Here is a 5525-nt window from a genome sequence, read left to right on the forward strand (position 1 = left end):
CCCCTGCCCGGCTTCCGCGCGGAAGCCGTCGGCGTCCAAGACGTCGTTGTAGACCCCGTCGAGCACGGCGACGCGGGCGGCCCGGGCGGCGAGAAGGACCAGCTGCAGGCTGGCCGAGATGGCGGCGCGACCAGGGGCGAACGACGCCCCCAGCTCCTTGTAGAGGTCGTTGGTGCCGAGGACCAGGCAGGCCAGGCGGTCGGACGCGCGGGCGATCTCCTCGGCGTGGAGCACCGCCGCCGGCGTCTCGACCATGGCCCACAACCGGGTGCGCTCGGGAGCCCCGGCCGCTTCCATGGCGGCGACCAGGGCGCGCACCTCGTCGGCCGAGCCGACCTTGGGGACGACGATCCCGTCCGGACCCGCCGCGCAGGCCGCGCGCAGGTCGGCGTCGTGCCACCGGGTGCCGAGGGCGTTGACGCGGATCGTCAGCTCACGGCGGCCGTACTCGCCCGACCGCACGGCGGCGCACGCGTTGTCGCGCGCCTGCTCCTTGGCGTCGGGCGCCACCGCGTCCTCGAGGTCGAGGATCAGCGCGTCGACGGGCAGGGTCTTCGCCTTCTCCAGGGCCCGCTCGTTGGACGACGGCATGTACAGGACCGAACGACGCGGTCGGTATGCCGCGGCGCCGGCTTCGCGGGTCACCGTCACCTCAGGCACCGGCGCCTTCGGGGGCCACCACATCAACAGATGGCGGCTTCGCGGCATACAGGGCGGCCAGCTGCGGGTCGGAGGCCGCGAGGCGGTCGGCGAGCTCGAGCATGACCTGGCACTGCTTGAGTGACGCGTCGTCCTCCATCTTGCCGTCGAGCATGACGGCGCCCGTGCCGTCGCCCATGGCCTCGACGACCCGGCGCGCGTGCGCCACGTCCTCGGCGGAGGGGCTGAAGACGCGCTTGGCGATCTCGATCTGCACAGGGTGCAACGACCACGTGCCCACGCAGCCGAGGAGGAACGCGTTGCGGAACTGGTCCTCACACGCGACGACGTCCTGGATGTCCCCGAACGGGCCGTAGTACGGGAAGATCCCGTGCATCGCGCAGGCGTCGACCATGCGGGCGATCGTGTAGTGCCACAGGTCCTGCTGGTAGGTGGCGCGGGGGGCGTTGACGGCGTCCTCCACGCCCGCAGGCGGGTCCTGGCGGACGAGGTAGCCGGGGTGGCCGCCACCGACGCGGGTGGTCTTCATGCGGCGGTCGGCAGCGAGGTCGGCCGGCCCGAGCGACAGCCCCTGCATGCGCGGGCTCGCGCCTGCAATGGCTTCGACGTTGGCCACGCCGCGCGCCGTCTCGAGGATGGCGTGCACGAGGATCGGCCGCTGGAGCCCGGCGCGCGCCTCGAGCTGGGCGAGCAGGCGGTCGACGTAGTGGATGTCCTCCGGGCCCTGCACCTTGGGGACCATGATCACGTCGAGCTTGTCGCCGATCTCGGTCACGAGGGTGGTGAGGTCGTCGAGCACCCACGGGCTGTCGAGGGCGTTGACGCGGGTCCACAGCTGGGTGGCGTCGCCGAAGTCGGTCGCCTTGGCGATCGCCACCAGCCCGGCGCGGGCCGCCTCCTTCCTGTCCGCCTTGACGGCGTCCTCGAGGTTGCCCAGCAGCACGTCGACGGTGCCGACCATGGCCGGGACCTTGGCGGCCATCTTCTCGTTGCTCGGGTCGAAGAAGTGGATCACCCGGGACGGGCGGGAGGGCACCTGGGTGAGGGGTGCCGGAGCACCCACCGCCAGCGGGGCGAAGAAGTCCTTGGGGCTGCGCACGCGGCGACGCTAGCAGCGACAGTCCCGTGGCGGTTATGACACAGTTCACGTGTGACCGAGTCCGCGCGAGAGCCCGCTGACGCCAGCGCTCCCACCGCTCCCACCGCTCCCAGCGCTCTCGCCGCTCCCGCCGCTCCCGCCGCCGCCACCACTCCCGAGGCCGCCCCCCTGAACGTCACCGCCCTGTTCGCCGAGGCCGCGACCAAGTCCGGGCTGATGTGGGTGCAGCCACCGGACGACCGCGCGTGGCCGTTCTGGCACGCCTGGGCGGACGAGACCGTGTATGCCGTGTCGGGCCCGGGCGAGCAGACGTTGCCGTGGTTGCCGCCTGAGGTGCGGCTGATCCTGCGCAGCAAGGACACGGGCGGCCGGCTGTTGAGCGTGCAGGCGACGGTGCACGAGATCGGTCCTGCCGACGAGCGGTGGTCCTCGGCCACCGAAGCCCTCAAGGCAGGGCGCCTCAACACCCGCAACGACGGTGGCACCGAGGACGTGGTGGAACGGTGGGCCCGCGAGTGCACCGTGCGCGCCCTGCAGCCCTTCGGCGCCCCGCTGGAGGCGCCCGGTTCCTACCCCACGACGTCGGGTGCGGCGCCGGTGCCGCCGAGCGAGGCCACGACGGCGACCTGGCGTCCTTGGCACTGGCGCGGACGACCACGCCGACGGCGCGGCAACCGCCTCCCCGACGACGGCTGACCAGCCGGATAACCTTGCGGCGTGAGCACTCCGTCGCGCGTCTTCGTCGGCCGCCTGACCAGCCTGAGCGTGTTCGATCCGCTCGGGGACCAGGTCGGGCGCGTTCGCGACGTCGTCGTGACCTTCGGGGCCTCTCGCCGCCGTCCCCGCATCATCGGCCTGGTCGTCGAGGTGCCCGGTCGGCGCCGCGTCTTCGTGCCGATGACCCGGGTGACCTCCGTCGACGGTGGTCAGGTCATCACCACCGGACTGGTCAACATGCGGCGCTTCGAGCAGCGCACCAACGAGGTGCTGGTGATGGCCGAGATCCTCGAGCGGCCGGTCACCGTCAACGACCCAGAAGGCGCCTACGAGGCGACCGTCGAGGACGTCGCGATCGAGCGCGAGCGCAGCCGCGACTGGGCCATGTCGAAGGTCTACGTGCGGCAGGGCGCGGCCCGCAGCTCACTCGGCGCCTTCCGGCGGCGCCGTGGCGCCACGGCGCTCGTCCCCGTGGAGGACGTCACCGGCATACACCAGTCCACGGCCGGGCAGTCGGCCGCGATGCTGCTCGAGACCTATGACGACCTGAAGTCCGCCGACCTCGCCGACGTCATCCACGACCTGTCGCCCAAGCGTCGAGCCGAGGTGGCCGAGGCGATGGCCGACGACAAGCTCGCGGACGTCCTCGAGGAGCTGCCGGAGGACGACCAGGTCGAGATCCTCGAGACGCTGCCCGTGGGACGCGCCGCCGACGTCCTCGAGGCGATGGAGCCCGACGACGCCACCGACCTGCTCCACAACCTCACGGCGGAGAAGCAGGAGGAGCTGCTCCAGCTCATGGAGCCCGACGAGGCCGCAGACCTGCGCAGGCTGCTGACCTACGACGAGGAGTCCGCCGGCGGCATGATGACGACCGAGCCGGTCATCCTCGGTCCCGAGGCCTCCATCGCCGAGGCGCTGGCCGTGGTGCGCCGCGTCGAGCTCTCGCCGGCCCTGGCCTCCACCGTCTACGTCTGCCGGACGCCGCACGAGACTCCCACCGGCAAGTACCTCGGCATGGTGCACATCCAGCGGTTGCTGCGCGAACCCCCGCACGGCGCGGTGGGCAGCATCCTCGACAAGGAGATCGAACCCCTGCGTGCCGATGCTCCCCTCGGCAAGGTCACCCGCATGCTGGCGACCTACAACCTGGTCGGCGTCCCCGTCGTCGACGGCGACGGCCGGCTCATCGGCGCCGTCACGGTCGACGACGTGCTCGACCACATCCTTCCCGACGACTGGCGCGAGGAGCGCCACGAGGTGACCCATGGCTGAGCGCGACCGGAGGATGTCCTCCAGCCGGCTGGACCAGCCCCGCGAGTCCCGTCGGGCCCTGCTGCCGCGACCCGCCATGAACCAGGAGACGTTCGGGAGGTGGAGCGAGCAGTTCGCGCGCTTCATGGGCACCGCCCAGTTCCTGCTCGCGATGACGGTCTTCGTCGTCTTCTGGCTGACGTGGAACCTCGTCTCGCCCAAGGACTGGCGCTTCGACAACTACCCGTTCATCTTCCTCACGCTGATGCTGAGCCTGCAGGCGTCGTATGCCGCGCCGCTGATCCTGCTCGCGCAGAACCGCCAGGCCGACCGAGACCGCGTGGCGCTGGAGCAGGACCGGGCCCGCGACGAGCGCAACCTCGCCGACACCGAGTACCTCACCCGTGAGGTGGCGTCGCTGCGGCACGCCATGGGCGACGCCGCCACCCGCGACTTCCTGCGGTCCGAGCTGCGGGGCCTGCTCGACGAGCTCGAGGACCGCGGGCTCGAGGTCCGCCGACGTGAGGCAGATGACAGCGTGAGCGGCCCCACCGGTTCTTCGAAGGACCAGGGCGCGACCTAGCATGGGGGCATGTCCCCCAGCCCGACCGACGCTCCCGCCACGGTGACCGACGACGCCCTGCACCAGGCGCTCACGACCGTCATCGACCCGGAGATCCGCAAGCCGGTCACCGAGCTCGGCATGGTCGAGAGCGTGACGGTCGACGACGCCGGCCGCGTGGCGGTGACGATCCTGCTCACCGTCTCGGGCTGCCCCATGAAGGACACCCTCACCAAGGACACCACCGCGGCCCTGGCCAAGGTGCCCGGCGTGACCGCCGTCGACGTCACCCTCGGGGTGATGAGCGATGAGCAGCGCGTTGCGCTGCGCACCCAGCTGCGTGGTGGCAACGCCGAGCGAGAGATCCCGTTCGCCAAGCCCGGTTCGCTGACTCGCGTGTATGCCGTGGCGTCCGGCAAGGGTGGCGTCGGCAAGTCCTCGATCACCGTGAACCTCGCCGCGTCCCTCGCCCAGAGCGGGCTGCGGGTGGGGGTCGTCGACGCCGACGTCTACGGCTTCTCGGTGCCGCGCATGCTCGGCGTGGAGCACCGGCCGACGCAGGTCGACGACATGATCCTGCCGCCCATCGCCCACGAGGTGAAGGTCATCTCGATCGGCATGTTCGTGCCCGGGAACCAGCCGGTCGTGTGGCGCGGACCGATGCTGCACCGCGCCCTCCAGCAGTTTCTGGGCGACGTCTTCTGGGGCGACCTCGACGTGCTGCTGCTCGACCTGCCCCCGGGCACCGGCGACATCGCGATCTCGGTCGCCCAGCTCATCCCGAACGCCGAGATCCTCGTCGTGACCACCCCGCAGCAGGCCGCCGCAGAGGTCGCCGAACGCGCGGGATCCATTGCGCTGCAGACGCATCAGCGCATCGTGGGCGTGATCGAGAACATGTCGTGGCTGGAGCTGCCCGACGGTTCGCGACAGGAGATCTTCGGCTCCGGTGGCGGCAAGGTCGTCGCCGAGTCGCTCACCCGGGCCGTCGGCGCCGAGGTGCCGTTGCTGGGGCAGATCCCCCTCGACACCAACTTGCGTGAATGCGCTGACCAGGGCACCCCGGTCGTGCTTCGTCACCCCGAGTCCCCGGCCGCCGTCTCGCTGCGGGCCATCGCCCGGGGCCTCGGCACCCGGTCGCGCGGGCTGGCGGGCCGCTCGCTCGGCCTGTCCCCCGTCGGCCGCTAGCTCCTTTCGGCCTTCCCCCCGCCCCCCGGTCGATGTAAACACGCC

General features: G+C 71.6%; 6 protein-coding genes. 4 read left to right on the forward strand and 2 right to left on the reverse strand.

Translation table 11 applies throughout. From position 1 onward, the window contains the following. Both AC1DVZ_RS18605 and AC1DVZ_RS18610 read right to left on the reverse strand, forming a co-directional pair. Window positions 1-660 (reverse strand): HpcH/HpaI aldolase/citrate lyase family protein (locus AC1DVZ_RS18605; RefSeq protein WP_477619686.1); only part of this gene is annotated, 660 nt, incomplete at its 3' end. Further along, complete coding sequence (locus AC1DVZ_RS18610; protein ID WP_477619687.1) at window positions 653-1759, reverse strand: HpcH/HpaI aldolase/citrate lyase family protein; 1107 nt, start codon at window positions 1757-1759, stop codon at window positions 653-655. The genes AC1DVZ_RS18610 and AC1DVZ_RS18605, both read right to left, overlap by 8 nt. A gap of 51 nt (window positions 1760-1810) precedes the next feature. Here AC1DVZ_RS18610 and AC1DVZ_RS18615 point away from each other — a divergent pair, with 51 nt between their 5' ends. Genes AC1DVZ_RS18615 through AC1DVZ_RS18630 form a run of 4 tightly spaced genes read left to right on the forward strand, consistent with a single transcriptional unit; the run spans window position 1811 to window position 5480 of the window. Beyond that, window positions 1811-2455, forward strand: a complete 645-nt coding sequence (locus AC1DVZ_RS18615) for a hypothetical protein (RefSeq protein ID WP_477619688.1) — start codon at window positions 1811-1813, stop codon at window positions 2453-2455. 21 nt (window positions 2456-2476) lie between these two features. Further along, a complete protein-coding gene (locus AC1DVZ_RS18620; protein WP_477619689.1) occupies window positions 2477-3751 on the forward strand; it encodes a magnesium transporter MgtE N-terminal domain-containing protein in 1275 nt (424 codons plus the stop codon). Next, window positions 3744-4313 (forward strand): DUF1003 domain-containing protein, encoded by a 570-nt coding sequence (locus AC1DVZ_RS18625; protein ID WP_477619690.1) that lies wholly within the window; start codon window positions 3744-3746, stop codon window positions 4311-4313. The genes AC1DVZ_RS18620 and AC1DVZ_RS18625 overlap by 8 nt, the downstream gene beginning before the upstream one ends. Window positions 4314-4322: 9 nt before the next feature. After that, a complete protein-coding gene (locus AC1DVZ_RS18630; protein WP_477619691.1) occupies window positions 4323-5480 on the forward strand; it encodes an Mrp/NBP35 family ATP-binding protein in 1158 nt (385 codons plus the stop codon). Window positions 5481-5525: the final 45 nt, after the last annotated feature.

This window comes from Pedococcus sp. P2_E5 (genome assembly GCF_056403895.1).